This window comes from Thermostichus sp. MS-CIW-26 (assembly GCF_054059115.1).
This window is the reverse complement of sequence record NZ_JBSSBV010000004.1, coordinates 1-26,929: the sequence shown is the minus strand read 5'-3', so window position 1 is coordinate 26,929 and position 26,929 is coordinate 1. Positions and strand designations below refer to the sequence as shown.

Sequence of the window (26,929 nt, the reverse complement as noted above, 5' to 3'; positions counted from 1 at the left end):
GGATGGCGCGGGAAAGCAAACTACCCGCAACTTTCCATCGCTATTCTAATGAATATGGTATCTCCATCGTTATTCTAATGCGGTAGCAAACAGCAGCCGCTTCCACTTTGCCGAGTTGGTTAAATTATAGTCATTTAAATAAACAGGAATGAAACATTTCTGTTGCATCGCTTCCCAACTCCCCTCTCCCAGAGGGAGAGGGGTTGGGGGTGAGGGCTGACTCCTTCTGGGGGAGGGGTTGGATGTGAGGGTGGTTTCCAGAAGCAGCGCGGAGCGCTTGGGCAGCAGTGCGGAACGCCTGGGGAGTGTCTCAATCTAGTTTGGAATGACCATAACCAAGTAATTGGATTATTGACAGATCATTGCGGAGCCGGTGTCTGTTGCTGTCCAAGGCTTGCCCTGAGTAGGAATCTTTTGGCGGGAGAGCTGAAATCCATGCGGTGAACATTTGTGAATCATTCCAGCAACAGAGCAGAGGCTTAGTAACGGAGCTCGAGGGTGACTTGGGCGCGCACGGTTTGCTGTCCCCCCTCCACCGGTGTGGATGCCGTTTCTAGACGGGCATAGTCGGCGCGGGCAAAGGGGATCGGCGGCGGGATCATGTAGCCATCGCTCTGAATCTGGATGCGCTCGACGGAACGGATGCTCAGGTTCAAGGCCCCCAGCACATCCTGGGCTTGACGTTGGGCATCTTGCACGGCTTGGGTTAGGGCTCGGCTGCGCGCCTCCAACAGGGTGGCTTCATCGGCCCGGAAACTGACCGATTCCACCTGGGTGGCTCCGGCGGCCACGGCTTCATCCAGCACTTGCCCGGCTCTGGCCACGGGCACCTCGAATTGCAGACTGTTTTGCCCCTGTACACCCGTTAGGCGAGGCTGGCCATCCCGGTAGTCGTATTGCGGGTAGAGGGAAATGCCGGTGGTTTGCAGAGCGCTTACTTGCAGCTCCTTGAGGCGATTGACCAGCCGCTCTGAGCGTTCTGCCACCTGTTGTTGTACTTGTTGTACCGATTGCGCCGTCTCCCCTTGAATGACTACCCCTAAGCGAATGAGGGCAATGGAGTTCTCCACCGAGACCGATCCCTGTCCTGTAACCGTCAACATTCGGGATCCCTCACCAGGACTGGCCATCGCTCCACCTCCGGCGATTGCGTTCCAACCCAACAGGGCCACCGCCAGTACCAGGCCCAGCCACGCCACCCCCTTCAGCTTTTTCCACCCCTTGATCCCGTTCATTGCTTTCCCCTTCTGTGGTTCAATCCCAGCCTACTCCCACCGCTCCTCAGCCTGATCCGACAAAAGCCCCAGCCACCAGTTCCCTAACCTCACCCAGCCGGTGCGTTCTTGCCCCCACGGATCCCGTATCCGCACACGGAATACCCGTTGATACTTGGAAGTGCTCCCGGAAAAAGGCCCCAGCCGCCAGTACCGTGCCTCCTGGCTCAACAGGGAGTAGCCCTGCTTTGCCGCCCACCGCTGCAGCAATTCTTGGCTGCGTCTTTGTTCCCAGACGAAAATCCCAACGAAAAGGGCAGCAGCAACCGCCGCCCCTACTAGGGCCAATGCCAGCTCAGACATGGGGCAGACATGGGGATAGACTCTACCGCCCATCCTACAAAGGTTGCTCCAATGCTGGGATCCCCGGCGGTCAAAGTTCACCTTCGTCGCCTCACCCGCCCTCAGACCTTGGACAAAGAGATCCCTGCTTCAACCCATCAGGCCGTATGATCGAGGCAGGGTGGTCAAAGCTTAATTTGTTCTCAATTTGTTAAGGTCTCTTTAAGAATGGCCGAATCGAAACTGCGACAACTGCTGCACGATCTGGATGTTGAGCTGCAAAAAACCCCTGGCCTGGACGAAAAGCAGCGGCAGCACATTGCCACCATTCGCCAGGAAGTGGAAGCGGTGCTGGCCGAGCTGGGATCCCCGACCGAGAGCAAACCGAGCCAAGGCCCCAGGGATCGCATCGGAGAGGCGCTGGGCCTGTTCGAGACCTCGCATCCCAACCTTACCCTGATCCTGGAGCAGGTGATCGACACGCTGGCGGGAATGGGTTTGTAGTTTCATGGTCGGTAAAAGGGCTCACCAGAAAGCTCCCTTGCTTGCTAGCCTTGGTAATGCGTTGAAAGCTCCTTATGCTCTATGACCAGCACTCTCCACTCCACCTCGTTTAACACCACCCGCTCCAAACAGATTTTTGCCCGGGCACAAAGCCTCATGCCGGGGGGAGTGAGTTCTCCGGTGCGCGCCTTCAAGTCGGTGGGCGGGGATCCCGTCGTGTTCGACCGTGTCTCAGGGGCCTACGCCTGGGATGTGGACGGCAACCAATACATCGACTACATCGGCAGTTGGGGGCCGGCGATTGTTGGCCACGCTCACCCCGAGGTCATTGAGGCTCTGCGCCGAGCTTTGGAGAAAGGCACCAGCTTCGGCGCCCCTTGCGTTCTGGAAAATGAACTGGCGGAGCGGGTCATTGAGGCGGTGCCCAGTGTGGAGATGGTGCGCTTTGTCAATTCCGGCACCGAAGCTTGCATGGCGGCGCTGCGCCTGATGCGGGCCTACACGGGTCGGGAAAAGGTGATCAAGTTCGAGGGCTGCTACCACGGCCATGCGGACATGTTTTTGGTGAAAGCCGGTTCGGGGGTGGCCACGCTGGGCTTGCCAGACTCGCCGGGGGTGCCCAAGGCAGCTACCAGCGCTACGCTGACGGCTCCCTACAACGACCTGGAGGCAGTCAAGGCCCTGTTTGAACAGCACCCCGACTCCATTGCCGGAGTCATCCTAGAGCCGGTGGTGGGCAATGCCGGCTTTATTCCCCCCCAGCCGGGCTTCTTGGAAGGCTTGCGGGATCTCACCCAAAAGTACGGAGCCCTGCTGGTATTTGATGAGGTGATGACCGGCTTTCGCATCAGCTATGGCGGTGTACAGGCCAAGTTTGGGGTCATCCCCGATTTAACGACCCTGGGCAAGGTCATCGGCGGCGGCCTGCCGGTGGGGGCCTACGGCGGTCGGCGAGAAATTATGGAAATGGTGGCTCCAGCGGGGCCGATGTATCAGGCAGGGACTCTTTCCGGCAACCCCCTGGCCATGACAGCAGGGATCCAGACACTGGACATTTTGCGCCGCCCGGGCACCTACGAGTATCTGGAGCGGATTACCGAGAAGTTGGCGACGGGGCTATTGCAGATCGCGCGGGAAACGGGGCATGAGATGTGCGGGGGCTATCTGCCCGGCATGTTTGGCTTCTTTTTTACTGCCGGCCCGGTGCGCAACTACGAAGAGGCCAAGACTGCTGATCTGCAGAAATTTGCCCGCTTCCATCGCGGCATGTTGGAGCGGGGAGTCTATCTGGCGCCCTCGCAATTTGAGGCCGGCTTCACCTCCCTGGCCCACACAGAGGCCGATGTGGAGAAAACCTTGGCCGCCGCGCGAGAGGTGTTGAGCACCCTCTGAGTTGACAATTACCCCCTCGCAAGCCGGGATCCCTGCTATGGCCGAGCACATCCACCGCAACTGGAGCATTAGCACCCAGGCCACCGATAAGGGCTTTATCTTCTGCTGTCGGCTGCTCCAAGAGGATGGCTCATATGATGCAGGCACCCCTGCCAAAGCCTATGGCTACTTTCAGAACGAGGCCGAGGCGATCTTGGCGGGCATGGTTTGGATCGACCGGCAGCGACTGCCGGATCACCTGGACGGCCTACTGTTCGACAACGAAGAGCCGGAGAATTAGACAGGGGCTTCTTCCCGCACCAACCGTTCCCAACCCAAGCCTTTGAGGGCTGCATTGCGCCGCAGCGGTCGGGTCACCAGCTCCAGCAGAGCCTGGGTGTTGCCGAAGCCGTGGATCTGGGCGAAGGTAAACTCCACCGACCACTTGGTGGTTATCCCGCGCGCCTCTAGGGGGTTGGCGTGGGCCATACCTGTGATCACCAGATCCGGCTGCAGGGCCTTGATGCGCTGGATTTGGTTGTAGTTATCCGGCTTCTCTACGATAGTGGGCTTGGGTACCCCCATCTCTTCGCAGGTGCGCTCCAAGAGGGCCAGCTCAGCCGCTTGGTAGCGTTTGTCCATGTAAGGGATCCCGATTTCCTGCACCGTCATGCCACAGCGCACCAGGAAACGGGCCAGCGAGATCTCCAGCAGGTTATCGCCCATGAAGAAAACGCTCTTGCCCCGCAGCAGCTCCCGATAATCCCGAACCTGGGGATGGTTCCACACTTCCGCTTCCCGCTCTACCAAGCCTTGAGTTGGGATCCCCAATTCGCGGGCAATGGCTTCTATCCAGGCGCGGGTGCCATCCGGCCCGATGGGAAAAGGAGCGGTGATGAGCTTAGCCTTTTTGCGGCGTACCAGCGTGGTGGCCGTGCGGCTGAGGAAAGGATTCACCCCCACCACGTAGGTGCCCGGCTCGATCACTGGCAGCTCTCCATAGCGTTTGGCCGGCAACCAGCCGGAGACGCGGATCCCGTGTTTCTTCAGCTCCAGGGTGAGTTGGGTCACCACCGGATCGGGCACCGAGCCGAAGATCACCAAGGGGGGATGCTTGTGGAAGCCTTCCTCCTCTTTCTTTTTTCCGGAGCGGAGCCCGTAGAAAAGGGCCTGGAGACCCCCGCGGGTTTCCTGCTCCTCTGCCCGCACCTGCTCTGGGCAGCGCTGAGCCATCGAGGCCAAAACCGTATCTTCCCCTTGGGTAAAGGCGTAGTCGAGGCCATTGGCCCGTGCCACCACAATCGGGATCCCGATCTCCCCTTCCAGCTTCTGGGCTAGGCCCTCCAGATCCATTTTGATGATCTCGGTGGTGCAGGTGCCGATCCAGACAATCACGCTGGGATTGCGATCTCGTTGAATTTGCAGGCACAGCCGCTTCAGCTCCTCATAGTCGTTGAGCTTGGCGCTAATATCCCCCTCTTCCAGCTCCGCCATGGCATAGCGGGGCTCGGCAAAGATCATCACCCCCATGGCGTTTTGCAGAAAGTAGCCACAGGTTTTGGTGCCGATGACCAAAAAGAAGCTGTCTTCAATTTTTTGATAAAGCCAAGCTACACAACTAATCGGGCAAAAGGTATGGTAGTTGCCGGTTTCGCACTGAAAGTTAAGGGCATTGGCACTATCCAAAGCAGCATTCATGCTCGTCTCCTAACAACATATAAAGAGGGGAACATTTCGGGCTAAAGGGCCGCCAACTGGGGCACACCCACCAATTTTTCGCTGAGATCCCAAAGCAGTTTGGCCTTGGCATCGTCTGCCGCCTCGTCAGAGACTTCTTGGTTAAAGGGCTTGGCATTCTTGCGTTGCCGGTTGCCCCAGCTCCAGTAGAACCCCGACCGACGAAACTCGGGATCGGCCACCACTTGGGCCACCCGCTCTCCGGCTAATTCCTGAGAAACAAATCCGCCCGTGATGTTTTTTTGAAACCAGGGGAAAAGTTTTTGAAACAGGGGATAGTGATGGCGGAACAGAGCCGTGGTGGCTACACACCCCGGATAGAGGGAGAGGAAGGTGATGCCAGTGCTTTCGTGGAAGCGACGGTGTAGCTCGCGCATGGTGAGGATATTGCAGACTTTGCTGTCTTTGTAGGCTTTCACCGGTTCAAATTTGCCGCCGTCCGCCATGCTGATGGGATCCTTAAAGCCCTGGGCAAACCCCCGCAGATCCCCCAGGTGGGGTTGGGGTGGGATCTTACCCCCCAGCTCTTTGGGATTGTGGGTAACCGTGCCCAAGATCACCAGCCGCCGATCTGGATAGGTGGAGCGTTTCAGATCCTCCAACATCAAATGGCAGAGCAAGAAATGCCCCAGATGGTTGGTGGCCATGGTCAGCTCATATCCTTCCGGGCTGCGCAGGGGCTGCTTGAGCAGGGGCATGTAGATGGCGGCATTGCAGACCAAGGCGTCCAAGGAACGGCCCCAGTTGCGGAACTGCTCGACAAACCGCCGCACGCTGGCCAAGCTGGCCAGATCGATCTGCATCAGGGTATAGCTGCCCTGGGGGATCCCCACTTGTTGGGCCACCCGGTAGGCTTTGTCCAGATCCCGACAGGCCATCACCACGTGCCAGCCGCGCTTGGCCAAGGCCAAAGCTGAGTACAGGCCAACACCCGAGGAAGCTCCGGTAATCACGACGGTGGGTTGCTCTTGTCCTTGCATATCCAACTCCTGTGCCATTTCCTTCCCAAAGCGGGATCCCTACAGGATCCATCTTGGGGGGGAAAGCGGATCGGACAACAAATTGATAAGGTTTGCGACAGTCTTCCGAAACAGTGGCTTCATTTTTGGACACACTGCCCAAGCCGGCAGGGGATCCCTTACACCAAGGCCAGTTGGCGGGCTGGAGTGTTGTAAAAGTCGGAGAGCAAAGCAAACAGCTCCCGATCTTCGGCAGGTTGGGGCACGATCCCTTCCGGACGGGCCAGCAGCTCATCGGCAATGTTCAGGTAGTACTGGCAGACAGGCTCCAGGCTGGGATCGGTTTCCGCCATCTCGAAGAGGGTTTTGCCCTTGACCCGCGAGACGCGAATATCTTCAATGAGGGGAAGCACCTCGATAACCGGCATGGGAACTGCCGAGACGTATTTGTCAATCAGATCCCGCTTACTGGTGCGATTGCCGATCAGCCCGGCCAACCGCAGCTTGCGAGTTTTGGCCTTTTCTCGCACCGAGGCAGCAATCCGATTGGCGGCAAACAGGGCATCAAAGCCGTTGTCGGTTACGATCAGGCAGTAGTCGGCGTAGTTGAGGGGAGCCGCAAAACCGCCGCACACCACATCCCCCAGCACATCGAAGAGGATGACATCGTACTCATCGAAGGCGTTCAGCTCCTTCAGGAGTTTGACGGTTTCCCCCACCACATAGCCGCCACAGCCGGCCCCTGCCGGGGGCCCACCCGCTTCCACGCAGTCCACGCCGCCGTAGCCGCGGTAGATCACATCTTCTGGGTAGATGTCTTCGTGGTGATAGCCCTTGGCTTCCAGAGTGTCGATGATGGTGGGGATGAGAAAGCCGGTCAGGGTGAAGGTGCTGTCGTGCTTGGGATCACAGCCAATCTGCAAGACCTTTTTGCCCCGCCTGGCCAAGGCCACCGAGATGTTGCAACTGGTGGTGGATTTGCCGATCCCACCTTTTCCGTAAACCGCCAATTTCACAGCGCGTTCCTCCATGGGGCAGACAAGGGACATTATCGGCAGCCAACCCGCCCCCTGAGAACTGTTGCGAAGGATAAAGGTGGATCCCTCAAAAAGCTAGAAGTTCCCAGATCTTGCAAATGGTCCTAAGAAAGTTCCCAGGGCTTCTCAAGTCGATTTTTGATGTTTTTCCCGATTTTAGTTTTAGATATACTTTCATCAGTGATCAAAAGAAAACAATTCCAGATGACAATTCACCCAAATCGGGAAGGATTCAGCTATGCCATGGCGCTGATCCCGTCCTCTTGGCTTGGCGCTGAGGCAGGTCTGGGCTGAGAAAGAATCAAGAATGGTCTCAATTCTGGGGGGAAGGTGGGGGGAACCCTTCGCTCTCAGGGATCAAAGGCAAACGTAACTCGCACCGCTCCTGCAGAATCCACCTCGATCCTGCGCAGGAATTCCCGCAGGTAGGCACGCCGTTCGGTCTCGCTGAGGTCTTGCCAGAAGGGCGGGATGGAGAGGGTTTGGATGGTCTGGGTGAGGTTGGCGGGGGGGAGTTGCTCCAGCTTTTGGGCCAAGCGGGCCGTCTCTGCTCGCAACTGGTAGCGACGCTGGGCCAGAGAGGCTTCGTCCATCAGTCCAGATTGCTGTAGCTCTTCCAATTGCCGCAGCCGCTCGGCATTGGCCTGGATTTGGGCTTGCAGCTCTTGGCGGGCTTGAGTGAGGGCTTGTCGATCCAGCGTCTGGGCGCGTTGGGGCAGTTGTTCGCACACCTGCCGGATCACCTCCTGCAGGACTTCGGTGTAGGGGAGGCTGTAGCGACAGGTTTGGCAGCGCAGATAGAGGTAGGGGGATCCGTTCTTTTTCCCCTTGCGAGGGGTGGTTTGCACAATGCGCAGAAGGCTGCCACAAGCGCAGCAATGAACCAGGCCGGCCAAAGCGCGGGGAGCACTGGCGCTGCGACGCGGGATCCCTTGGTTGCGTTTGAGCCAGCGATCGATCTGGGCGGCTTCCGTGCGGCTGAGAAGGGCCGGGTGAGTGTCCCGCAGGGTGGTGCCGTCGGCATAGGCCAGATCCCCGCGGTATACCGGGTTGAGCAGCCAGTTGCGTCCGGTGGCCACAGAAATCCGCTTGTGGTGTTTTTCCTCCAAGAAGCGCACCGCCTGCCGCAGGGATCCGTAGAGGAGAAAGTGCTGGAAAAAATCCTGAACGATGCTGGCCTGCCGGCGATCCAGCACGTAGCGTTCCCCTTCGCGGCGGTAGCCAAAGGGGGCAGGGCCAGGGGGGGGTTTGCCCGCCAGGCGGTTTTGGGCTTGGCTGCAGCAGAGGCGGCGGCTTTGCAACTGATGGGGGATCTCGGCCAGCAGGGGGATCCAATCGGCAGCCTCGGTGGGGGTTTGCAGGCCGGATTCGGTGACCAAGCTGAGGCGGATCCCGGAGTGTTGGATTTGCAGCAGCCGCTCGTGGATTTCATCCGCCCGATCCCCCAGATCCGCCAGGCGCAAGAGCAGCACTTCCTGCACCCAGCCGGCTGTGATGCGTCGGAACAGCTCCTCCAAATGAGTTCGGGATCCCCAATCGTGCAGGATGGGATCGGCCCCTCGCCCCTGGAGCCAGGCCAACTCCTGTTCCGGCAAAGGAGCATGGGAAGGCGTGTAGAGGTAGCCGCAAACGCTCATGGACAAGCCACCCAGCTGTCATCACTACTGCTGCGCCAGAGCAGCATCAAGCACCTGGCGAATGTTGCCCTGGGCCTGTTGCAAGTGCTGACGGGCCTCTTGAGCAGAGCACCCCATCAAGGCCACAAGGATCGCGGTTTTCACCTCTCCATCACAAGCCTGCAGCAATTGGGCAGCCGCGGCGGGATCCAGATCGCAGGCCAAAGCCACTATTCGCTCCGCCCGCTGCTTGAGCTTGGCATTGCTGGCCTGGAGATCCACCATCAGGTTGCCATAGGTCTTGCCCAAGCGGATCATCACTCCAGTGGAGATCGTGTTCAACACCAGCTTTTGGGCTGTGCCGGCTTTCATGCGGGTGGATCCGAGGATTACCTCCGGCCCCACCAAAGGGGCAATGGCAATGTCCACCTGCTCGGTTAGCGGGGAAGGGTGATTGCAGGCCAGGCCAATCGTGAGCGCCCCAATACTTCTGGCGGCTTGGATCCCACCCAGCACATAGGGGGTACGACCGCTGGCAGCAATTCCCACAACACTATCTTGAGCCTGGAGGTGAAGACCCTCCAGCGCGCGGGCAGCCGCTTCTGCGTCGTCCTCTGCACCCTCTACCGCCTGGGTCAGGGCTTTTTCCCCCCCGGCGATCAAAGCCACCACCTGTGCGGGGGAAGTGCCAAAAGTGGGCGGGCACTCAGCCGCATCCAGCACCCCCAGCCGACCTGAGGTTCCTGCCCCGATATAGATCAGCCGCCCGCCGTGACGCATCCGCTGGGCAATGGCATCGATGGCTTGGGCAATCGGCTCCGCCTGAGCAGCCACCGCTTCCGGCACCTGCCGATCCTCGGCGTTGATCCGTTTCACCAGTTCCAAGGTGCTGAGACGGTCGATCTCGGCTGTAGCCGGGTTGGGGCTTTCGGTCAGGGATCCGGGATCCCAAGCCAATTGTGGAGAAACCATGGCAGCGCTTGTCCAGGCAAGAGGGATCCGCCTTCAGGGATCCTACACTTTGTCTTCTCGGATTCTATCGGTGGCAGGGGGCTCTCCTGAGGGAGCAGTGGAGGGAAAAACTGCGCCAACAGCGTCGCCAGCATCCATTCCCGCCAAAACCCCTGCCAACGGGAACGCAGCACGGCCACGGTAGTCCTTCTCCCAGGATGCCCCCATCACAAGCGGCAACCAGCCCAAATACGCCTCAGTCGGCAGCCCAACCGGTGAATTGACGAAGGCGAGCGCCGCCCAGTGGCGGTACTCTAGAAGGTGTTCTAAGGACTCCGTCCCGCTACTGCGATGAGTAAGTCCGTGCAAGCGATGGCAAGGACTCCGTCCCGCTACCGCGACCAGCCTGCCCTGCGCATCTTGATCGTGCGCCATGGTGAGAGCACCTTCAACCTGGAAAATCGCATTCAAGGCCGCTCCGATCTCTCCCGGCTCACCCCCACTGGAGAAGGGCAGGCGCAGCGTGTAGCCGAGGCCCTGGCCGGGATCCCGTTGGATTGCGCCTATTGCAGCCCCCTGTCTCGCGCCCTCGAGACAGCTCGCATCCTTTTGAAAGACCGAGAAGGGATCCCTCTGCACGTTACCGATCAACTGCGGGAGATCGACCTGACAGCCTGGGAAGGGCTGACCTTTGCTGAGGTGCAGGAGAAATACCCCGAAGATTACCACCTGTGGCGGCACCATCCCGACACCCTGGAGCTAGAGGGCCGCTTTCCGGTGCGGGATCTCTGGCAGCAGGCGCAGGGGTTTTGGGAAATGCTGGCTTTCCATCTGCAATCGGCTTCGGGCCCCTGGAACCATGGAGCGGATCCCTCCCAGAGACAGACCCTCAATATCCTCATCGTGGGCCACAGCGGCATCAATCGGGCCCTGGTCAGCACCGCCATCGGCCTGGGGCCACACCACTATCACCGCCTCGGGCAGGATAACTGCGCCATCAGCGTTCTCAATTTTCCCGAGGGCCTGCAGGGGCCGCCACAACTGGAATCTCTGAACATCACCGCTCACCTCGGCCAAGCCCTGCCCAAGCGCAAGCAGGGGATGCGCATCTTGCTGGTGCGGCATGGGGAAACCCAATGGAACCGAGAGCGCCGTTTTCAAGGGCAGCGGGATATCCCCCTCAATGCCACCGGGGAGGAACAGGCAGCCAAGGTGGCAGAATTTTTGGCCACTCAACCTCTGCAACTGGCCTTCTCCAGCCCCCTGAAGCGCCCTTGGGCCACAGCCGATGCCATCTGCAGCAACCACAGCAACCTCATTTTGCGCCCAATGCCCGACTTGCAAGAGATCTGCCACGGCGACTGGGAGGGCAAGCTGCAAAGCGAAGTCGAAGCCGAATACCCCGGCGAGCTGGAGCGCTGGCAACGGGATCCCGCCAGTGTGCAGATGCCCAATGGGGAAAACCTTCACCAGGTGTGGGAGCGCACTCGCTCCGCTTGGCAGGAGCTTTTGGCCATCACCGCAGCCCAGTTTCCTCAGGGCACGGCGGTTGTTGTTGCCCACGATGCCATCAACAAGGCGATCATCTGTCAGTTGTTCGACCTTTCCCCCCAAGCCTTTTGGATCTTCAAGCAGGGGAATGGCGCCATTACGGTGATCGACTATCCAGAAGGCAAGGAGGGTGCCCCGGTTTTGAAGGTGTTGAACCTCACCACCCATCTGTCCGGCCAGATCTTGGACTGCACCACCGCTGGAGCTTTGTAAAGATGGGCTCATCCCCTCTCCGCGAGCTAACAGGACGACTAACAGGACAAAATGTGCATCTCCAGGGAGTGCGCCTGTTGGATCCTTGGCGTCAGCGGGATGAAGTAACCGATGTGTGGTTGCAGGAGGGTCGTCTGCGGGCCACCGAGCCGGCAGGGATCCCTGCCGACATCCCCACCATCAATGGCTCAGGCTGGGTAGTGGGGCCGGGTTTGCTGGATCTGTATGCCCACAGCGGCGAGATGGTTGGCAGCGGTCGCGTAAGCGGTGCGGAGCACTTTCTGGCCCACAGTCGGGAAACCCTGACCTCTTTGGCTGCAGCGGCTTTGGCGGGAGGCTTTACCCAGGTGGGGCTTCTGCCCACCCCCCTTCCCGGAAGCGGCTTTTTTCTGGTGCTGGATCACCCGGAACACCTGAACCGCTACCCCCGCCAATTGGGGGATCCCCGCTGGCTGCCCTGGGCTGCCCTGAGCGTGGGTGGCCAGGGAGAAACCCCAACCCCCTGGGGAGAACTGGCGCAAGCGGGAGCAGTTGGTTTTGCAGAGGTTCAGCCGCTGCGCTCCCTGGCTCTGCTGCGGCGGGCTCTGGAGTATTTGCGGCTGGAGAATAAACCCCTGCTGCTCTGGGCCTGGGATCCCACCTTGGCCGGGCAAGGTAGCCTCTACGAAGGGATCTGGGCGCTGCGCCTAGGGCTGAAAGGGATCCCTGCCAGTGCCGAAACTGCCGCTCTGGCCCGTCTCTTGGAGGTGATCAGGAGCGTTCCTTCCCCTCCGCCTGTGCATATTATGCGCCTGAGCCAAGCCCGCAGCCTGGAGCTGATCCAACAGGCCCAAGCAGAAGGACTGCCGGTTACCGCCAGCACCACTTGGATGCACCTGATCTTGTCCGAAGAGGCCGTCCTTGAGCATCGCTACGATCCCCACCTTCGTCTCCTGCCCCCTCTTCCCAGCGCTGGCGACCGAGAGGCTCTGATCGCCGGGATCCGTTCCGGCAACTTGGGGATCGCTACGGATCACCACCCCTACACCTACGAAGAGAAAACCCTGCCCTTTGCCGATGCCCCGCCGGGGGCGATGGGCCTGGAGCTGGCTCTGCCGCTGCTGTGGCACCATTTGGTGGCAACGGGATCCCTGACGGCGCTGCAACTGTGGTCTGCCCTCAGCCTGTACCCGGCCCGCTGCCTAAACCTAGATCCGCCCACCCTCACCCCCCACAGCGACTGGGTGCTGTTTGATCCCACCCACCCTTGGACGGTTTCTGTTGCCACTCTCCACTCCCGATCGCCAGCGACTCCCTGGCTGGAGAAAACCCTGTGCGGCAAGGTGTTGCACACCCATGTCGAGGGGATCCCATCCCGCAGCTCTGCCCCTTGATCCCGAAGAAGGCCGACAAGACCTGTCCGGAGAAAGAGCCAATTCAAAGAGGGGGATCCCTTCCCGCCAGCGGGACGGGGTCCCGAATTCAAAACTCCCCGGCCAGAGCGGCTACACAACGCTCACACAGCTCTGGATGTTCGGCAAATTCCCCCACACGGGTGGAATAGTTCCAGCAGCGCACGCACTTTTGGCCGTCAGCCGGAAAAACAGAGACCTCCAAGCCTTGACCTGAGGTTTTCTCCAGTTCCACCTGTGAGGTGATGAACAAGTAGCGCAACTCGGCAGCCCGCTCCTGCAAAAGAGCGTATAGGCTGGGATCCGCTACCTTCAGGATTACCTTGGCCTCGGTGGAAGCGCCGATGGGCTTAAAGGACTCCGTCCCGCTAACGCGACCGGTACGGGCTTGCTCCAGAGCCTTGTTCACCTCTTGGCGCACCTCTCGCAGCTGCTCCCAAATGGCCGCCAACTGGGGATCCCGCCAGTGCTCCGGCAGCTTCATCCACCCCCCCTCAAACACCGAACGGGTGGGCTTGGGATAGGGCAGATGGCTCCAAATCTCTTCGGCCAGGTGGGAGAGAACGGGGGCGATGGCCTTGGCCAAGTTCTCCAGCAACAGGGAGAGCACCGTTTGACATTGGCGCCGCCGTAGACTTTGGGCATGGCTAATGTAGAGGCGATCCTTGGCAATATCCAGGTAAAAGTTGGAGAGATCCACCACACAAAAGTTCTGAATCGCCTGGAAAAATCGGTAGAACTGATAGCTGGCAAAAGATTCGCCGATCTCGGATCCCACCTCGTGCAGGCGGTGCAAAATGTAGCGGTCTAGCTCCGTCAAGGCTGCAAAAGGAACGGCATCCTGAGTTGGATTGAAGTCGTAGAGGTTGCTCAGCAAAAAGCGAGCTGTGTTGCGGATTTTGCGATATACATCCGCCATTTGCCCAAGAATGGTCTTACCCAGCGGCACATCCCCGGAGTAGTCCACACTGGAGACCCACAGGCGCAGCACATCCGCCCCGTAGGCGGGATCCGTCTGGGGATCTTTGCCGCCGTTAATTAACACCAGCGGATCGATGACATTGCCCAGGGACTTGCTCATTTTCTGGCCTTTCTCGTCCAGCACAAACCCATGGGTGAGCACCGCCTTGTAGGGGGCATGGCCGTTGACGGCCACGGAGGTAAGCAAACTGGATTGGAACCAGCCCCGGTGTTGGTCGGAGCCCTCCAAATACAGATCCACCGGGTAGCCCAGCCCTTGGGCCTTGGCCACCGCTGCCCAGGAGGAGCCGGAGTCAAACCAGACATCCATGGTGTCTGTGCCCTTGCGGTAGGTGCGGCCATTGCGGCGGTACTTCTCCGGCAGCAACTCCTCCACCGGGCGCTTCCACCAGGCGTCGGATCCCTCTTGGGCGAAGATGGCCTTGATGTGGTCGAGGGTCTCGGCGGTGAGCAAGGGCTCGCCGGTTTCTTCGTCGTAAAAGACGGGGATGGGCACACCCCAAGCCCGCTGGCGGGAAATACACCAATCCGAACGCTCCGACACCATAGCAGTGATGCGGTTCTCCCCGATGGCCGGGATCCATTTCACGGTTTTAATGGCCTGCAGGGCCAGCTCCCGGAAGCCAGCTACAGACGCAAACCACTGCTCGGTGGCCCGGAAAATCGTTGGCTCTTTCGTGCGCCAGTCGTAGGGATATTTGTGGTTGTAGGGCTCTTCCTTGAGCAAAGCCCCCGCAGCCTGCAGAGCCTGGATGACAGCAGCATTGCCGCTGGTCTCCGGCTTCTTGGAGAGCACATCCAACCCGACGAACTGGGATCCGGCCTCGGCGGTAAATCTCCCCTGATCGTCCACAGGGCTGAGAATGGGCAGACCATACTTTTGGCCGGTTTTGAAGTCATCTTCCCCATGCCCCGGAGCTGTGTGCACAATGCCGGTGCCGGACTCGGTGGTGACATAGTCCCCCAGCACGCAGAGGCTGGCGCGGTCAAAGAGGGGGTGCCGTCCTTGACTGTATTCCAGGGCGGATCCCGGCAGGGTGGCCTTGATCTCCAGAGGCGTCTCCAGAACCTTCTCCAGCCGCTCCCGCAGATCGGCGGCGATCAACAGCAGGCCGAAGCGGGGAGACTCCACCACTGCATAGGTGAGCTTGGGGTTAAAGCAGAGAGCCAGGTTGGCCGGGATCGTCCAAGGGGTGGTGGTCCAGATGGCTGCCCGCAGGCCCGGCATGAAAGGCTCCAAAACCGGCTGCGCCGCCGGACTCAGGCTCTGTAGCGGAAAGGCCACGTAGATGCTGGGGGAGATGTGGTTGTCAGGGTACTCCAGCTCCGCTTCCGCCAGAGCCGTCTGGGAGCTGGGGCTCCAGTGGACGGGTTTGAGGCCGCGGTAGATGTAGCCCTTGAGGGCCATTTGTCCAAACACCTCAATCTGTGCGGCTTCGTACTCCGGCGACAGCGTCAGGTAGGGCCGATCCCAGGATCCCCATACCCCCAGGCGCTGAAAACTGGCCCGCTGCACATCAACGTAGTGCAGGGCGTACTCCTTGGCTTTTTGTCGCAGCTGCAGAGGGGTGAGGTTTTCCCGCTCCTGCGGAGTGAGGCTTTGCAACACTTTCAGTTCGATGGGCAGGCCGTGGCAATCCCAGCCGGGCACATAGCGCACCTTGCGCCCTTGCAAGATGTGGTACTTGTTCACAATGTCCTTGAGGATCTTGTTGAGGGTGGTGCCCATGTGGATATCGCCATTGGCGTAGGGCGGTCCATCGTGCAGGACAAAGGGATCCCCAGGATTGTGGTCGGCAAGGCGCTGGTAGATTTGCTCTTCCTGCCAAAAGGCTTGAATGGCGGGTTCTCTCTTGGCGGCCTCTGCCCGCATGGGAAACTGAGTTTGGGGCAGGTTGAGGGTACTTTTGTAGTCCACGGCAACTCGAGCAACCTAAAGGGCGTCTCTCTATCCTACGCTGTCGCCTCATCCTCAGCAGTCCATCCCTCACCCCTCTTGTGGGACAGGGGATCCGAAGCCCACGGTCACCCAGAGCGCCTGGAGCTCTCAAACGGCTCCAACAAACCACCGCATGAACTCCCTGATCGAGAAAACAAGAAAAGATTTGTGCTAGTCTCAGGGTGTCGTTTAGTAAGGGAGGTTCCTGCGGATGCCAGATAGTAGTAGTTGTAAGGGTCGTCAAGTTGGGTTCAGCCGGCTGTGCGCCGGGGCTGTTCTCTAACGGTCTGAACTTAGATCCTTCAGTCTGCTGAAGAGTCTTCGCGTTCTGGCTCGCTTGGAGTTCCTCCCGGCAGTCAGGTTCCAGTTGAAGGCCCGCTAGACCGCTCTTTCCCTGACCGCCTGTTGTTGCCTTGGGGGTGGGAGAGAGCGGATAGTTTTGCAGATAGCTGTAGCGGGGCTTGGAATGGACGGGCGTGTAAACTACCCGGCTCCGACCGCTAAGCGGTACGGAGCGGGCTTTCAGTAGCCCTGAGCCTGCTCTGCTCTACCAGAGAACAAAACAGGCCCGAACCTCTAGGCTGGTTTACGGCAGCCCCCAAGAGCGCAATCACATTCGCACCATTCAAATCCGCATCCCCTTCCCATCCACAGTGCCCACACTTAAACTTCTTTCCACTGCGGTAGGATTGCGCAGGATCGGGATGGATGTGTAAACACTTGTGACAGGTCTGCGACGTGTAAGCAGGCGGCACAAGAACCAGAGAAACCCCTGCAACCCTCGCCTTGTATTCCAGAAATTGACGTAGTTGGTAGAACGCCCAACTGTTGGCCCTGCGCCTTTCGGTTTTGCTGCGTGGCTGTTGATTGACCCTTTCCCGGATCCCTGTCAGGTCTTCCAGGGCAATAGCACTGTTTGTGGCTTTTGCCCTGGAGACAATAGCTTTGGAGATGCGATGATTGACCCACGCTTGAAAGCGTCTCTCCTTGCCAGACAGCCGTTGCAGCAGTTGACGGCATCTGCGCCGCGAACTGCGTGTGCCCTTACTGGCTTTGCGTTGGAGTACCGCCCTCAACCGGGAGTAGTGGTCTCGTACCTTGTTTAACTGCTGTCCATTCCAGTTCTTCCCCTCTGAGGTATGAGCGATATCTATCCTTCCCAAATCCACCCCGATCACCTTGTCGGTATCTTGTTGCTTGGGTGGTTTTTTCTCTACGCAAATCTGGATGTAGTAGGAGCCATCTTTGCGCTTGACCAGGGTGGCAGATTTGGGGTTGGAACCAGCCAGCATCCCACGCTGGTAGTTGCCAATGGCCAGTTCAAAGCGTTCTCTCCCTTCCACCGTGGTGAGCGACACCGTCCAGTCTTTTTGACGGAACGAAAAGATACGGGCGTCGTAGGTAACAAAGCCGCTCTTAAACTCCTTGACGGGACGCTTTTTCTGCTTAGCCACTTTGCGGGAACCCGCTACCCGTCTGCACACCTGTTGAGCCAAGTTACTGGACAAGCCAAACCGGGCTCGAATCTCGTAGTAGCAAAGGGATTGGAGTTTGACTGCGTTGACTACTTTTTCTGGTGTGTTTTGGTTGACCCAGTTCAATGCCTGTACAAAGGCATCCATCGTCGCGTCCAATTTGGCGGCTTGCGACGGGGACACCTTGAGCTTACAGGATATGGTCAGGACTTGGCTCATAAGTTCATTGTACTTCATCAAAGCGCATTCCTCCCGACACCGACCCTACGGGTACAGTGCGGGGCTCCTGCGATTTCTAGCTGAAGATGCCAATGTTTCTTGAGGTTGGGTCCTTTCAAGACACCTCGACCCAACCTTTCGAGACCCCTCGGGATTGTTCGGTCAATTGCTGGCAGGAGTGGGGCGATCCACCACCGGAGCACCAAGGGAGTCGCCGCTATCGCAACCGCTCAAAAATAGGGCCAGCACCAGAAAGCAAACAAGCTGAGGGGCGCATAGTTTCCCATCTTAACAAGCTCAACTGCCTGTCCAGATTACCCCAGAGCCATTCCTCATCATCCTGAAGATTTCCTAAGGGACGGTGGGGATGGCCAGGGATCCCTCCAGAGCCAAGCGATCGCTGACGGTGAGACGCCGGCTCTCCAGTGTGATGCCCGTTTGGTTAACCAACATCACCGAGATCCACTCAGCACCGGGTTCTTGGGGAGCATCCGCCTGTAGGAAGATCCCTCCGGCCTGTAGAGGTTCGAGAGCAAACGAGGTCACCTCTGGGTAGCCCGCCCCGGCAACGGGTTGTTCGGCAACGGCGCCCAACAGCAAAGAGTGGGTGAGAGGCTCTGCCACAATTGCCTGCAGCGAATAGGTGGATCCCGGTTTGACCACCTCTGGCAGGTTCAAGGTGACGGTGGGAGGGGCAGATCCAGAGGTGAGGGTGCTGGCCTCCCGCAGCACTTCTTGGTCAATCAACAGCAGTTGTCCGGGATTGGCTGGATCCGGGCGATAGCGATTGCGCACCAGGGCAGAGGCTTCTACCTGAAAGTCCCCCCGCACCGAGGATTGGGATCCCTCTACTTGGCTGAGAATATCGGCAACAATCTCAGGGCCCACCTGCCGCCAGGAGAGGATCTGGGCCGAATAGGTGAGCTTGGGATGAGAGCTCCACAGCTTGCGGATGGCACCTTCCACCTCTTCCCGGTCCAGCCCATCTCGGTGGCGGAAGTCGGGGCTGTAGCCGGCCATCACCCCTGGCAAATCCCGCCGGTTGGCGGCGGCCACCTGCTGGCTTAGCCACTCCACCAGGGCGGCTGGCGGTGGGCTGGAAACTTGCCGTTGGATCCCGCTTTCTAGGGGCATCGGGGCAGCTTGGGCCCAGGCCGAGGACTCCGTCCGGCTGACGTGACCGGCTGTCAATCCAAGGGGGATGCTCCAGCTCACGGCCAGAGCAAGGGGCCAAAGCAGTTGCGGAAAGTTAGATCGGGATTTCAAGCCATGGGCCTCCAGCCGGCAAATCTGGATCCCAGTCTAGCCTTAGGGCAGTTGGGATCCCAAAGTCCAGACCAGATAAGATCGATTGGAATAAGCTTTGGCTCATAGCGCCTGTTCTCCATGGCTCCCCAGCACTCTCCAGCTTTCTTGGCCCTGGTCAACGAGGCCAAAAGCCGCATCCAAGAACTGACAGTCGAGCAGGTCAGGCAAAAACAACTGCAAGGGGATCCCTTCTATTTTGTGGATGTGCGGGAAGAGTCGGAGTGGCAAGCCGGCCACGCTGCCGGAGCCATCCACTTGAGCAAAGGGATCATTGAGCGGGACATCGAGAGGGTGATCCCCGACAAAGAAGCGGAGATCGTCCTGTACTGCGGCGGCGGGTTTCGTTCGGCGTTGGCAGCCGATAATCTACAGAAAATGGGCTATCGTCGGGTGATCTCGATGGATGGGGGCATGCGGGCTTGGCGGGAAGCGGGTTTTCCTGAGGAGCGCTAGAGCTGGCGGATTTCTTCCCTCACCCATAGGAAGAGGGAGGTATTGGCTGCTATCTGGCTGCTATCTGAAATGGCCGACCACTGAAGGCGGGAAGTGGGGGCGGCCCAACCTTGTTTAGAATGGCGATAGCCTGGCCGTTTAGCTTTACCCCTCTGCCATGCTCCAAACCCTGCCCCGCCTGGATGTTGCTGCCCGTTTGCAGCAGTTGCGCCAGCTTCTGCGAGAACAAGATCTGGATGGCTTTTGGGTTCCCTCTGCTGATGAGCATCTCAATGAGTATTTGCCGGAACATCGCAAGCGGCGCCAGTGGATCACAGGCTTTACCGGCTCGGTGGGGGATGCCTTGATCACCCGGGACAGGGCTTGGCTGTGGGTGGATCCCCGCTATCACGAACAGGCGGAGCGGGAGGTGGATCCCAATCTATTGACAGTGATCAAAGGAGGTCTGCCGAATCAGCCCAGCCTGATGGAGATTGTGGAAGAGCTGGGATCCGGCTTTCGCCTGGGGGTGGATCCCTTTACGGTGGCAGTGGCCACCTATCGCCAGTTGCAGGCCCATGCCCAAGCGGGAGGGGTGCTCTTGATCCCGGTCATGGAAAACTTGGTGGATAAGCTGGCTCAGGGATCCGCTCCTGTCGCTCCCTTTGACCGGCCCATTGACTCGGTACCCACCCACCTAAGCGGGGCCACCCCTGCAGAAAAGCTGGCCCAAGTCCGGCAGGAGATGCGCCGCAAGCGGGTGGGACTGTTGCCCCTGACCAAATTGGATCAGGTGGCCTGGCTGTTTAACCTGCGGGGATCCGACATCCCCTACAACCCAGTGTTTTGGGCCTATGCTTTGGTCAGCCTAGATAGAGCGGCTCTATTCACAGATCTGGAGCGGCTCAGTCCCCCATCTCGGCAATTTCTGGCAGAAGCCGGGGTGGAACTCTGGCCCTACGAGACCTACAGCCAACAACTGCCCCAATGGGCCAAGAGCTATGCGCCGGTGGGCTTGGATCCCAAGCAGACCACCCAGGGCACTCAAGAGCTGCTGCAGGATGCGAGCTGCCGCGAGCTGGAGCACCCAGTAGAAGCCCTCAAGGCCGTGAAAAACCCCACCGAGCTGGAACAGATGCGCCTGGCCAACCGCAAAGCCAGCCGGGCCAAGATTCGCACCCTGGCCTGGATCGACCGGCAAATCCAACAGGGGATCCCCATCAGCGAAGCCGACGTGGCCGCGATCATGGAGGCCCACTACCGGGAGGAAGGGGAGTGGGTGGGTCTGAGCTTTAACACCATTGCCGGCGCCGGCGCCAACAGCTCCATCATCCACTACAGCACTCCAGATCCCCAAAAGCTGCTGCAGCCGGGCGAACTGTTTTTGTTGGACTCCGGATCCCACTACTTGGGGGGCACCACCGACGATACCCGCACCGTTTGGATTGGCCCGCAACCCGCGGATCCCTTGTGCAAGCGGCGCTATACCGAGGTGCTCAAGGCCCACATTCAATGCGCCCGCCAGATCTTCCCCCCCGACACCTATGGAGTCTCGTTGGATGGGATCGCCCGCTCTACCCTTTGGCAGGCCGGGCTGGACTATGGCCATGGCACCGGCCACGGTGTCGGCGCCTTTTTGAATGTCCACGAGGGGCCCAACGGGATCCACCGCCGCGCCAGCACCCCTCTCAAAGTGGGCATGATCAACAGCATTGAGCCGGGCTACTACCAGCCGGGATGGGGTGGGATCCGCCTGGAGAATCTCTACGAGGTGATTGCCATTCCCGAGCCGGAGGGCTGGATGGGCTTTCGCTCCCTAACTTGGATCCCTTTTGATGGGCGCTTAATCGATTGGGAACTGTTGAACGAGGTGCAGCGAGCCTGGCTGGACGAGTATCACCGGCAGGTTTACGCCATGCACCACGCCACCTTGCCAGAACAGGATGCCGCCTGGTTACGACGCGCCTGCGGACTGAGCTGATGTACTCGCGCAAGCGTTGCGCGGCGATTACAAATCCCCTGGCAAAGAACGCAGGAAGGATCCCCGCAGTTGACCACATGCGGCATTGCCATCCAAACCACGGGTTTGGCGCACAGTGGCCCGCACTTGGTGCTGTTCGAGCTGGCGGACGAACTCTCTGACCCGTGTCGGGTGGGGGCGTTGATAGTCAGCTTCAGAGATGGGGTTGTAAGGGATCAGGTTCACGTGCAGTTGCACCCCTGACCGGCTGGCCTGCTGCAGCAATTGCGCCAGTTGGCGGGCATGAATGGGCAGATCGTTGACCCCCGACAGCAGGGTATATTCAAAACTGACTCGCCGCCCGGTGCGCAGCATGTAGTCGCGGCAATCCTGGATCAGAGTGTCCAGAGGGTAGTGGGCTGCCGAAGGGATCAGCTGTTGCCGCAGGTCTTGATTGGGGGCATGCAAGCTGACGGCCAGGGTAACTTGCAGATCCTGCTGCGCCAGCCAGGCAATTTGCCGGGGTACCCCCACCGTCGAGAGGGTGATATGCCGTTGGCCGATGCCGATATCTCGATTCAGGCTGCGGATGGCTTGTACCACCGTATCGCGGTTGAGCAGGGGTTCCCCCATGCCCATAAAGACCACATGGCTGACGCGACGGCCAAAATCTTCCTGCACCGTCAACACCTGATCCAGAATCTCGTGCAGCTCTAGGTTGCGCCGGTAGCCCATCTTGCCGGTGGCACAGAAATCGCAGGCCATCGGGCAGCCCACCTGAGAAGAGACGCAGACCGTCAGACGCTTGGCCGTTGGGATCCCTACCGTTTCGATCAACTGCCCATCCGCCAACCCCAGCAGAAACTTCACAGTACCATCGCGGGCCTCTGTCCGCTGCACAATGCGCGAGCGTCCCACTGGGTAGCTTTGCACCGCCTCTCGCCAAGCCCTAGGAAACACCGTCACCTGTTCCAGGGAGCGGATCCCTTTTTGGTAGATCCAAGCATGCAGTTGTTGCCCGCGATAGGCCGGCTGTCCTTGGGCAACCGCCCAGTCTTTCAGAGCAGACAAGGATTGCCCCAGCAGCGGAATGGGTAGGGCCGACATCAATACCATCTTAGACGAGATCTCAAGAGCATGACTCTAGTCAATAATAAGCTCAACTATACTGAAAATAATGTATAATATGTTCAGTACGGATTACTACCACCAGTTGATCTTTCTGTTTACTTTCGAGTCTGCCAACATGGTAGCCAAAGCAAAGCAGAAAATTGGTAGTAAGACGACACGGAAACTGCGCTTTGGGTATTCTACTCAAAGCTTTGCGGGATACCGCCATTCTGGTTGGAAACAAACAGAATGCTATCGCTGCATAGTTGAACAGTGATGTTCAGCAGTGTTCAGCGTAAATGTATCAGGCACAGGAGTCCGGCTCCTCTACTCTAGCCTGTCCCTGCAACCCAATCCCCTTCAAGAACTCCGTCCGAGTGGCGCGAACGGCCTCGTCGCCACAGGGTTGCGGTTCCCCTGCCCATGGCAACAACTCCGCCAGAGACAGGGCGGGTGACGGTAAGCAACAATGCTCTCTTAAATCCCTTAAATTCCCTTAAATCAAGTTGCCCAAGGGCTTTTCCACCCCGCACTCAAGTACAGGGCTACCAAGCTATTCCCTGGTGTAGTTTTGTAGAGTGTGTTATGGAGTGCGCCATCGGGACGGAGTCCCTGACAGTTGGACAAAGTCTGCAGGATCAGGAGCGCTCGATCTGAATCTTCTCGATTTCAATCCATTGAATCCATCTGAACCTATGTCTGTTTCCCCCCAACTGGCCCAACTGGCCACCTGGATGGCAGGGCACTTCAACAACCTGCAGCAGGCGCTCGCAGAGCCCGTCTGGTTTGCCAACATTCATGTGTACCAATGTCCCTTGCCTTGGTCGGTGTTGCAGGGGGTGGGGTTTTATGTGGAGCAACTGTACGACATTTATCCTGAGCAGCCTTACCGACAGCGGGTGATCCACCTCTTCGATACTCCAGATGGGATCCGGATTCAAAACTATGCTCTGACAGCTCCTGACTCCTACAGGTGCGCCGGTCGGGAGTTGTTGCTAAGCAACGCTTACGCGAAGGGGAAATTGGCCGGTCTGACAGCAGCGGAGTTGGAACTCTTGCCCGGCTGTGTCACCCAAGTGGAATGGACGGGATCCTGCTATCGGGGCCGCAGCCTGCCCGGCAAAGGCTGTATTGTTGAACGCAAAGGCAGAACCACCTATTTGTACAGCGAGTTTGAGATCGGAGCCGACTACTTTCACAGCTTGGATCAAGGTCGGGATCCGGAGACCGATCAAGTGATCTGGGGATCCCTATCCGGGCCTTTTCGGTTTGTCAAAAAACAGGATTTTTCCCAGTACCTACCGCAGTGGGCTGAAGTGCTGAACCATGAGGCTGCTGGAGCAACTGGTTGAGCAGCTGCGGGCGCTGGGGATCCCGTTCGCGTCGTCAGTGCCAGCTTTTTGCGCTTCTTGTACAGGAAAGCGGGATTCTTAGCCCAGGAGGTTGGCGGGCCGACTCAGTTGGATCCCTTGCGAGAGCTGGGGTTGAACTTGTGGGGGATCCTCACCTGGCCGATTTCGCTGGGGTTGGTCGTCTTCTCCTGCTGGGTGCTGTATCGATTTGGCCCCAGCTTGCGCCGACCCCAAATGCCGATTTGGCCGGGAGCCATCGTGGCCAGCCTACTGTGGGTTGGGGTGTCTTGGGGGCTGCGGATTTACGTCGAGCACTTTGGGCAGTTCAACCAAGTCTACGGGGCGGTGGGGGCAGTTATTGTGCTGCTGCTCTGGGTTTGGCTCACTTCCTTGGCGCTGCTGTTTGGGGATCAGATCAACATCGCCCTCTACCAGGCGCAAAAATGGATTGAAGAACGGGATCCCTAGCCCTTACTCCAAATCCGAGTTATGGATGCAGACGGAAATTCTCTCACCCACTCCTGAGCACATTGCCGTAGCGGCGGCAGCCTTGCTGCAGGGCCAGTTGGTGGCCATCCCCACGGAGACGGTTTACGGCCTGGCGGGCCATGGCTTGGATGAGCAGGCAGTGGCAAACATTTTTGCCGCCAAGGAGCGCCCCCGCTTCGATCCCCTGATCCTGCATCTGCCGGCTGGGGTGACCCTAGAGCAATTGCAGGGGTGGCTGGTGGATGTGTCGGCTTTTACTCCCACCGCCCGTGCTCTGCTGGGATCCCTGATCGACACCTTCTGGCCGGGGCCCCTAACCTTGGTGCTGCCCAAGTGTCCCACCGTGCCGGATCTGGTGAGCAGCGGGTTGCCTACTGTTGCCCTGCGGGTGCCTGCTCACCCGGTGGCTCAAGCTTTGTTGCAGGCGGTGCAAACCCCTCTGGCTGCCCCCAGTGCCAATCGCTTTGGCCGCATCAGCCCCACCTCAGCCCAGGCCGTCTATGCAGAGTTGGGAGGGCGGATCCCTTACATCTTGGATGGGGGAGAGTGTGCTGTGGGCCTGGAGTCCACCGTGCTAAAGCTCAGCCCCGAAGGGATCCCGACGCTGCTGCGCCCAGGAGGGATCCCACTGGAAGCCCTGGAGGCCCACCTGGGGTTGCCCATCCGGTTGCCCCCAGAACAGGCCCCCAAGGATGGCACAACGGGCCCGCCAGAAGCGCCGGGACGACTGAGCAGCCACTATGCCCCCAGTAAGCCCCTCCGGCTTTTGCCCACCCCTTTTGCCCAGCTTCAGCCCGGCGATTGGCAACAGGTGCAGCACCTGACAACCGGTCATTCCCACCTGGGCATCCTCAGCTTTGCCACGGATCCGCAGGCTCTGCTGAACACCCTCTCCCGCCATTGGCCGGGGATCACGTTCAGTTTGGAGTGTTTGGGTTCGGATCCCAAGGCAGCCGCCCGCGCCCTCTTTGCCAGCCTGCGCCGACTGGATGAGGGAGATGCTACGCTCCTGCTGGCAGAGCCCCCACCCATCTCGACGGGGTTGGGCTATGCGATGATGGATCGGCTACGCCGGGCCAGCAGCGTTTCGCGTTAGCGTCGCTTAGCGATATGGAACTCTCCCCCCTCGTTGCCATCGTAATGGGCAGCGATTCCGATCTGCCCACCCTTGCACCTGCCGCCCAGGTGTGTGAGGAGTTTGGGATCCCTTACCAATTGCAGATCCTCAGCGCCCATCGCACTCCCGAGGCCATGGTAGAGTTTGCCCGCTGCGCCCATACCCAAGGGATCCGCGTCATTATTGCCGGGGCAGGGGGAGCAGCCCATTTGCCGGGGATGGTGGCCTCTCTCACCCCCCTGCCGGTGATCGGGGTGCCGGTGCTCAGCCCATCCCTGCAGGGGATCGACTCCCTGTACTCAATTGTGCAAATGCCCAAAGGGATCCCGGTGGCCACGGTGGCCATTGGCAACGGCTACAACGCGGGTCTGTTGGCGGTGCAGATCCTAGCCAGTGGGGATCCCGATCTGCTCCGGCGGGTGATCGCCTATCGGGAAAGCCTAAAACAGGCGGTGCAGGAGAAAAACGACCAGTTGCAAACCCAAGGGTGGAAAGCCTACCTCGACTCTATAAAGCATAAGAGCATAATTTAAGGAGCGTTGATCTATCTTGCCGCTTGCAAAGGGTCAGGTGCGACAGAGTTTTGGGAGTTGCCATCGGTGAAGCATCAATCGGGTCGCCCTTCTTCCGGCCAGGGATCCTGGCCAGAATATCTGCAGCGGGTGGGGCGTGGGGCAGTGGAGACGGGATCCCAAGTTGCTCTGTGGATCCTATCGGGGCCGCAATGGCGGGTTCTGGCCCTGTCGGGCTTGGCATTGGCGGGGCTGGCCTTCTGGAACGGGCGGCTGGCGCTCTCTCTGGGGGTGGGTACCTTGGTGATGTTGGGGCTACAGGGGATGCGCAGCCCTGAGTTCAACCGCCGCTGGCAGGAGTGGCAAGCTTGGTTTCGGCAGGCGGATCGCTGGCTTTTGCTGGCAATTGGTTCGGGAGCAGCCGCCACCTTGGGCACCTACACCCTCATCTCCATCTGGGCAGAATCCACCCAACGCTGGCTGGCCACCGGTGCCATTCTACAGGGATTGGCCACTCTAGCCTTGTTGTCGCTGCTGTTTGGGGAGTGGCTCAGGGGCCGACAAGAGCGGCAACGGTCTCAATTGGAGCGCGACCTCAGCGACATTGCTTCTCCCGATCCCTTCCGACGGCTGGCGGGCGTTCGCCGCTTGCAGAGCTTAATGTCCCACCTGGATCCCGAGCAAACCCGGCTGGCGGTGGATTATCTGCGGTTGGCCCTCGACCAAGAGACGGTAGCGGTTGTGCGGGAAGCCCTGCTGGAGGCCCTACAGGGATGGGGGATCCTGCGCCGCCTCAACGATTTGACCAATCTCAAACACCCCAGCAGGGATCCCTCTTCAAACTAAGATAACGGCTGTCTTGGTCCTCAAGGGTTTGACTGGGATGATAAATTCAGTCCCTTGGGCAATCCGCCAAATAGATTGCTCACCTCAGGTTTAGCTAAACCGCCGAGAAGCCCCGCGCTGTATGCGTAGCAACCCTGCGGGAAGCTAGCTACAGGGTCGGGAGTATGTTACGCGGCATACCCCCTTTCCATCTAGGCTCAGGCTTGTCCCTGATACATTCACGCTGAACTCTCCTGAACATGGTTCAGGAAAGAAGCGATCGCATCCTGCCTATCTCTGTTCGCGTCAGCGGGACGGAGTCCA

24 protein-coding genes and 1 pseudogene are annotated in these 26,929 nt (G+C 59.3%); 14 read left to right on the top strand and 11 right to left on the bottom strand.

Going from position 1 to position 26,929, the window contains the following annotated elements; all coding sequences use genetic code 11:
- Window positions 1-479: 479 nt before the first annotated feature.
- Together ACVWZU_RS02580 and ACVWZU_RS02575 are read right to left on the bottom strand one after the other, a co-directional pair.
- Entirely contained in the window at window positions 480-1,235 is a 756-nt protein-coding gene (locus ACVWZU_RS02580; protein WP_457443200.1) for an SIMPL domain-containing protein, read from the bottom strand.
- A gap of 30 nt (window positions 1,236-1,265) precedes the next feature.
- On the bottom strand, window positions 1,266-1,577 hold the full coding sequence (locus tag ACVWZU_RS02575; protein WP_414409074.1) for a hypothetical protein: 312 nt from the start codon (window positions 1,575-1,577) through the stop codon (window positions 1,266-1,268).
- 9 nt (window positions 1,578-1,586) lie between these two features.
- Between ACVWZU_RS02575 and ACVWZU_RS02570 the strand changes: the two genes are divergently transcribed.
- The 4 genes from ACVWZU_RS02570 to ACVWZU_RS02555 all read left to right on the top strand — a co-directional run bounded on the left by ACVWZU_RS02570 (window position 1,587) and on the right by ACVWZU_RS02555 (window position 3,732).
- Window positions 1,587-1,727: a hypothetical protein gene (locus tag ACVWZU_RS02570; RefSeq protein WP_457443198.1), complete on the top strand. Its 141-nt coding sequence runs from the start codon at window positions 1,587-1,589 to the stop codon at window positions 1,725-1,727.
- A gap of 57 nt (window positions 1,728-1,784) precedes the next feature.
- Window positions 1,785-2,060 (top strand): DUF4404 family protein, encoded by a 276-nt coding sequence (locus tag ACVWZU_RS02565; protein ID WP_414356579.1) that lies wholly within the window; start codon window positions 1,785-1,787, stop codon window positions 2,058-2,060.
- Between the two features lie 81 nt (window positions 2,061-2,141).
- A complete protein-coding gene (gene hemL, locus ACVWZU_RS02560; RefSeq protein WP_457443196.1) occupies window positions 2,142-3,452 on the top strand; it encodes a glutamate-1-semialdehyde 2,1-aminomutase in 1,311 nt (436 codons plus the stop codon).
- Between the two features lies 1 nt (window position 3,453).
- Window positions 3,454-3,732, top strand: a complete 279-nt coding sequence (locus ACVWZU_RS02555) for a hypothetical protein (protein ID WP_457443194.1) — start codon at window positions 3,454-3,456, stop codon at window positions 3,730-3,732.
- On the opposite strand, the gene ACVWZU_RS02550 is transcribed toward ACVWZU_RS02555, so the two are convergent.
- From ACVWZU_RS02550 to murQ, 5 genes are all read right to left on the bottom strand, one after another.
- Complete coding sequence (locus tag ACVWZU_RS02550) at window positions 3,729-5,129, bottom strand: ferredoxin:protochlorophyllide reductase (ATP-dependent) subunit N (RefSeq protein WP_457443192.1); 1,401 nt, start codon at window positions 5,127-5,129, stop codon at window positions 3,729-3,731. The genes ACVWZU_RS02555 and ACVWZU_RS02550 overlap by 4 nt on opposite strands.
- A 41-nt stretch (window positions 5,130-5,170) precedes the next feature.
- Window positions 5,171-6,148, bottom strand: coding sequence for a protochlorophyllide reductase (locus tag ACVWZU_RS02545; RefSeq protein ID WP_457443190.1), 978 nt, complete (start codon window positions 6,146-6,148; stop codon window positions 5,171-5,173).
- A gap of 158 nt (window positions 6,149-6,306) precedes the next feature.
- Entirely contained in the window at window positions 6,307-7,143 is an 837-nt protein-coding gene (gene bchL / locus ACVWZU_RS02540) for a ferredoxin:protochlorophyllide reductase (ATP-dependent) iron-sulfur ATP-binding protein (protein WP_041437180.1), read from the bottom strand.
- Between the two features lie 371 nt (window positions 7,144-7,514).
- Entirely contained in the window at window positions 7,515-8,801 is a 1,287-nt protein-coding gene (locus ACVWZU_RS02535; protein ID WP_457443188.1) for a recombinase family protein, read from the bottom strand.
- 24 nt (window positions 8,802-8,825) lie between these two features.
- On the bottom strand, window positions 8,826-9,752 hold the full coding sequence (gene murQ, locus ACVWZU_RS02530) for an N-acetylmuramic acid 6-phosphate etherase (RefSeq protein ID WP_457443186.1): 927 nt from the start codon (window positions 9,750-9,752) through the stop codon (window positions 8,826-8,828).
- A gap of 351 nt (window positions 9,753-10,103) precedes the next feature.
- Here murQ and ACVWZU_RS02525 point away from each other — a divergent pair, with 351 nt between their 5' ends.
- Both ACVWZU_RS02525 and ACVWZU_RS02520 read left to right on the top strand, forming a co-directional pair.
- A complete protein-coding gene (locus ACVWZU_RS02525) occupies window positions 10,104-11,495 on the top strand; it encodes a histidine phosphatase family protein (RefSeq protein WP_457439286.1) in 1,392 nt (463 codons plus the stop codon).
- 2 nt (window positions 11,496-11,497) lie between these two features.
- Window positions 11,498-12,868: a dihydroorotase gene (locus ACVWZU_RS02520; RefSeq protein WP_457443184.1), complete on the top strand. Its 1,371-nt coding sequence runs from the start codon at window positions 11,498-11,500 to the stop codon at window positions 12,866-12,868.
- 88 nt (window positions 12,869-12,956) lie between these two features.
- Here ACVWZU_RS02520 and ileS read toward each other — a convergent pair whose 3' ends face one another.
- From ileS to ACVWZU_RS02505, 3 genes are all read right to left on the bottom strand, one after another.
- A complete protein-coding gene (gene ileS, locus ACVWZU_RS02515; RefSeq protein ID WP_457443303.1) occupies window positions 12,957-15,740 on the bottom strand; it encodes an isoleucine--tRNA ligase in 2,784 nt (927 codons plus the stop codon).
- Between the two features lie 566 nt (window positions 15,741-16,306).
- On the bottom strand, window positions 16,307-17,500 hold the full coding sequence (locus ACVWZU_RS02510; protein ID WP_457443301.1) for an RNA-guided endonuclease InsQ/TnpB family protein: 1,194 nt from the start codon (window positions 17,498-17,500) through the stop codon (window positions 16,307-16,309).
- Between the two features lie 351 nt (window positions 17,501-17,851).
- Window positions 17,852-18,766 (bottom strand): hypothetical protein, encoded by a 915-nt coding sequence (locus ACVWZU_RS02505; protein WP_457443182.1) that lies wholly within the window; start codon window positions 18,764-18,766, stop codon window positions 17,852-17,854.
- A gap of 120 nt (window positions 18,767-18,886) precedes the next feature.
- Here ACVWZU_RS02505 and ACVWZU_RS02500 point away from each other — a divergent pair, with 120 nt between their 5' ends.
- Window positions 18,887-19,261: a rhodanese-like domain-containing protein gene (locus ACVWZU_RS02500; RefSeq protein ID WP_011432658.1), complete on the top strand. Its 375-nt coding sequence runs from the start codon at window positions 18,887-18,889 to the stop codon at window positions 19,259-19,261.
- A 157-nt stretch (window positions 19,262-19,418) separates the two neighbouring features.
- A complete protein-coding gene (locus ACVWZU_RS02495; protein ID WP_457443180.1) occupies window positions 19,419-21,221 on the top strand; it encodes an aminopeptidase P family protein in 1,803 nt (600 codons plus the stop codon).
- A gap of 27 nt (window positions 21,222-21,248) precedes the next feature.
- On the opposite strand, the gene rlmN is transcribed toward ACVWZU_RS02495, so the two are convergent.
- Window positions 21,249-22,307, bottom strand: a complete 1,059-nt coding sequence (gene rlmN / locus ACVWZU_RS02490) for a 23S rRNA (adenine(2503)-C(2))-methyltransferase RlmN (RefSeq protein WP_457443178.1) — start codon at window positions 22,305-22,307, stop codon at window positions 21,249-21,251.
- A gap of 82 nt (window positions 22,308-22,389) precedes the next feature.
- Between rlmN and ACVWZU_RS02485 the strand changes: the two are divergent.
- The 6 genes and pseudogenes from ACVWZU_RS02485 to ACVWZU_RS02460 all read left to right on the top strand — a co-directional run.
- Window positions 22,390-22,576, top strand: a pseudogene (locus ACVWZU_RS02485) (hypothetical protein); the annotation flags it as partial.
- 429 nt (window positions 22,577-23,005) lie between these two features.
- Window positions 23,006-23,662: a CpcT/CpeT family chromophore lyase gene (locus ACVWZU_RS02480; protein ID WP_457388211.1), complete on the top strand. Its 657-nt coding sequence runs from the start codon at window positions 23,006-23,008 to the stop codon at window positions 23,660-23,662.
- 48 nt (window positions 23,663-23,710) lie between these two features.
- Entirely contained in the window at window positions 23,711-24,130 is a 420-nt protein-coding gene (locus tag ACVWZU_RS02475; protein WP_457443176.1) for a YihY/virulence factor BrkB family protein, read from the top strand.
- A gap of 25 nt (window positions 24,131-24,155) precedes the next feature.
- Window positions 24,156-25,247, top strand: coding sequence for an L-threonylcarbamoyladenylate synthase (locus tag ACVWZU_RS02470; RefSeq protein WP_457443174.1), 1,092 nt, complete (start codon window positions 24,156-24,158; stop codon window positions 25,245-25,247).
- Window positions 25,248-25,261: 14 nt separating this feature from the next.
- Entirely contained in the window at window positions 25,262-25,801 is a 540-nt protein-coding gene (gene purE, locus ACVWZU_RS02465; RefSeq protein ID WP_414384463.1) for a 5-(carboxyamino)imidazole ribonucleotide mutase, read from the top strand.
- A 66-nt stretch (window positions 25,802-25,867) separates the two neighbouring features.
- Window positions 25,868-26,626: a hypothetical protein gene (locus tag ACVWZU_RS02460; protein WP_457443171.1), complete on the top strand. Its 759-nt coding sequence runs from the start codon at window positions 25,868-25,870 to the stop codon at window positions 26,624-26,626.
- Window positions 26,627-26,929 lie beyond the last annotated feature (303 nt).

Excerpts from the sequence above, each read along its gene's own strand:
- ACVWZU_RS02470 (WP_457443174.1), top strand. The coding sequence starts at position 24,156 with ATGCAGACGGAAATTCTCTCACCCACTCCTGAGCACATTGCCGTAGCG.
- ACVWZU_RS02580 (WP_457443200.1), bottom strand. The coding sequence starts at position 1,235 with ATGAACGGGATCAAGGGGTGGAAAAAGCTGAAGGGGGTGGCGTGGCTG.
- ileS (WP_457443303.1), bottom strand. The coding sequence starts at position 15,740 with ATGCGGGCAGAGGCCGCCAAGAGAGAACCCGCCATTCAAGCCTTTTGG.
- ACVWZU_RS02535 (WP_457443188.1), bottom strand. The coding sequence starts at position 8,801 with ATGAGCGTTTGCGGCTACCTCTACACGCCTTCCCATGCTCCTTTGCCG.
- ACVWZU_RS02495 (WP_457443180.1), top strand. The coding sequence starts at position 19,419 with ATGCTCCAAACCCTGCCCCGCCTGGATGTTGCTGCCCGTTTGCAGCAG.
- ACVWZU_RS02550 (WP_457443192.1), bottom strand. The coding sequence starts at position 5,129 with ATGAATGCTGCTTTGGATAGTGCCAATGCCCTTAACTTTCAGTGCGAA.
- rlmN (WP_457443178.1), bottom strand. The coding sequence starts at position 22,307 with ATGTCGGCCCTACCCATTCCGCTGCTGGGGCAATCCTTGTCTGCTCTG.
- murQ (WP_457443186.1), bottom strand. The coding sequence starts at position 9,752 with ATGGTTTCTCCACAATTGGCTTGGGATCCCGGATCCCTGACCGAAAGC.
- ACVWZU_RS02500 (WP_011432658.1), top strand. The coding sequence starts at position 18,887 with ATGGCTCCCCAGCACTCTCCAGCTTTCTTGGCCCTGGTCAACGAGGCC.
- purE (WP_414384463.1), top strand. The coding sequence starts at position 25,262 with ATGGAACTCTCCCCCCTCGTTGCCATCGTAATGGGCAGCGATTCCGAT.
- ACVWZU_RS02575 (WP_414409074.1), bottom strand. The coding sequence starts at position 1,577 with ATGTCTGAGCTGGCATTGGCCCTAGTAGGGGCGGCGGTTGCTGCTGCC.
- ACVWZU_RS02525 (WP_457439286.1), top strand. The coding sequence starts at position 10,104 with ATGGCAAGGACTCCGTCCCGCTACCGCGACCAGCCTGCCCTGCGCATC.
- ACVWZU_RS02565 (WP_414356579.1), top strand. The coding sequence starts at position 1,785 with ATGGCCGAATCGAAACTGCGACAACTGCTGCACGATCTGGATGTTGAG.
- ACVWZU_RS02520 (WP_457443184.1), top strand. The coding sequence starts at position 11,498 with ATGGGCTCATCCCCTCTCCGCGAGCTAACAGGACGACTAACAGGACAA.
- ACVWZU_RS02480 (WP_457388211.1), top strand. The coding sequence starts at position 23,006 with ATGTCTGTTTCCCCCCAACTGGCCCAACTGGCCACCTGGATGGCAGGG.
- hemL (WP_457443196.1), top strand. The coding sequence starts at position 2,142 with ATGACCAGCACTCTCCACTCCACCTCGTTTAACACCACCCGCTCCAAA.
- ACVWZU_RS02570 (WP_457443198.1), top strand. The coding sequence starts at position 1,587 with ATGGGGATAGACTCTACCGCCCATCCTACAAAGGTTGCTCCAATGCTG.
- ACVWZU_RS02510 (WP_457443301.1), bottom strand. The coding sequence starts at position 17,500 with ATGAGCCAAGTCCTGACCATATCCTGTAAGCTCAAGGTGTCCCCGTCG.
- ACVWZU_RS02545 (WP_457443190.1), bottom strand. The coding sequence starts at position 6,148 with ATGCAAGGACAAGAGCAACCCACCGTCGTGATTACCGGAGCTTCCTCG.